The sequence below is a fragment of the Arenibacter lacus genome (assembly GCF_008711145.1).
Lineage (GTDB): Bacteria > Bacteroidota > Bacteroidia > Flavobacteriales > Flavobacteriaceae > Arenibacter > Arenibacter amylolyticus.
In genome coordinates this window covers 1-2,086 of sequence record NZ_VVIN01000139.1, presented here as the reverse complement: position 1 = coordinate 2,086, position 2,086 = coordinate 1, and the positions used below count along the sequence as shown (strand labels likewise).

Annotated in this window: 2 protein-coding genes; both read left to right on the top strand. The window is 35.2% G+C overall.

The window, feature by feature from the left end; all coding sequences use genetic code 11:
- Positions 1–186 (top strand): helix-turn-helix domain-containing protein (locus F1E73_RS16740; RefSeq protein ID WP_150452625.1); only part of this gene is annotated, 186 nt, incomplete at its 5' end.
- A gap of 690 nt (positions 187–876) precedes the next feature.
- A complete protein-coding gene (locus tag F1E73_RS16735) occupies positions 877–1,689 on the top strand; it encodes a hypothetical protein (protein WP_150452624.1) in 813 nt (270 codons plus the stop codon).
- Positions 1,690–2,086 lie beyond the last annotated feature (397 nt).

Below are 2,086 nucleotides of genomic sequence, written 5' to 3'. Positions count from 1 at the left end.
TTACAAGAAATGATAGAACTACGTATGTTTGAAATGGGACTCAAAAGAAAGGATTTAGCAACTCTCTTAGGTACAAGCGCCTCCAGAATAAGTGACTACTTAAACGGGAAAAGAGAGATTACTTTGAACGTTGCCAAAGCCTTGCATCAAAAATTAAATATTGATAGTGATATAATACTTCAATAGTTGCCAATTGTAATGCATGAGCCGATTAGGATATTTAATCGGCTCATAAGCAAAAATGCTATGTTTTTATCGGTTAATTCTCCGTTTTTATAAGTGTCTGATAATGAAGTAACTGTGGTTTTTAGTTAATATCGGAAAATATAGTTTTGTACCCCATGTGTACCTCGAAGCATGGGAACCCCTGTAAAATAGGGGTTCGTCACTTTCTGTATCGGGAAGTAATCCTACAAAACATCAATTATAAAATCGCAACAAAACCCAGTAAACACTGGGTTTTTTATTTTTACACTTTCTTGTAATGACTAACAATGGTGCCAGGTTTAAGCCTGCCTAAAGGCAAAGGAAGGCCATATCTCGCCTCATCTATAGTTTCATTCACGAGCGCGACGCTCGCGTAACAGGGGCTACAAAACCAGCATGGGGAAAGCCTATAAATGGTTGACAACAGTCAGGAAACAATTTCCGACTTTGTTCTACCATTGGCGTTATTCTGAAATAAATGTAATAGCTTAGATTTGTACAACAAGAGCCGTATGATGGGAGACTATCACGTACGGTTCCCTGCCCGTTCCGGCAGGCGGGTGTGAGAGACTCGGGGTGAAACTCCCTTTTCCTACTCGACGCCGGCACGTTGTAAACATTTGACGCATCCAAATGGAAAAATTCCCATCTACTTAATAAATAAATGTCATGAAAAAAATATTAATATTCACTTTAATTGGATTTGCTTTTTTGGGTTGTAATTCTGAAAATGGTGATGTTATAAATGATACCGATTATGCAGAATATATTATTGAGAACTCTATCGATACAGTAATAAATTTTATGGCAGAAGAAATATATACAACTAACGAAGCTCAAGAACCTGTTTTAAAATTAAAACTAATTACCTCCGAAATATTCCCTTGTATCAACTACGGGTTGGCAACAACTGAATTTACAAATGACAATGAACTTATTGTAAGATTTGAACAGATAATTGAACCCGAATTGTGTTTAACTGCAATCGGACCTGCAACATCCTATATTGAAATACCTGAAAACATAAATAAAATAACCTTTTTAAATGGAAGTGTAATTGACAAGTATTATATAGACATTAATCAGCAAAAAATATCTTTAACACTTATCGAAAACAACTTCACAACCTCGTTGTACAACAAAACTTTTAGAATTCCTGAAAATTCATTTGCATATGTTTGCGGAACTAATACAACTAATACAAACATTTACACAGATTTTTCAGAGATAATAGAACAAAATCCTGACTTCATAGAATTTGACTTTGAAGGAGAAGGGAGAATACCTTACCCAGAAACAACTGATGGAAATTGGGTCAATCATCCCTCAAAATATTATATGTACACAAATTCATTAGAATTTAACAAATTAGCTAACGTAATGAATGAATATTCTTCTGAAAATATCGAAGAAGATTCTGGAGTCACTATTTCAATAATTAGTTGGAATAACGTCAAATTTTATAGTTGGCTTGAAAATTAAAAAACTGTGCCCAGTCGAGTAGGTAAAGGGGAGTCTCACCTCTAAACCTCTCAATCCCCCGCTGATGCTGGCACCACGGGCATTCTAAATCAATACAACCTAACTACTTTATCCATACGGATAATCTCAACCAAAACTGTCATACCAAGGTTTTGTATTCGGTAAGTAACAATGCTCAGAAAATGGTGCGGATATCTATACTTTTTCAAACCACTAGGAAACCGTGAAATACGAACTACGGAAATCTATGCCAAAACCATTGACAATAAAATGAAAGAAGCCGCGAACCTACTTCCCAAGTTTAATTTGGATTTGATGTTGTGGTGAGTTGATTCCCTTTGACCAACCTAAGGGAATAAGGTTTATATTAGTTAATTCAAAAAAATTTGGATTAAGC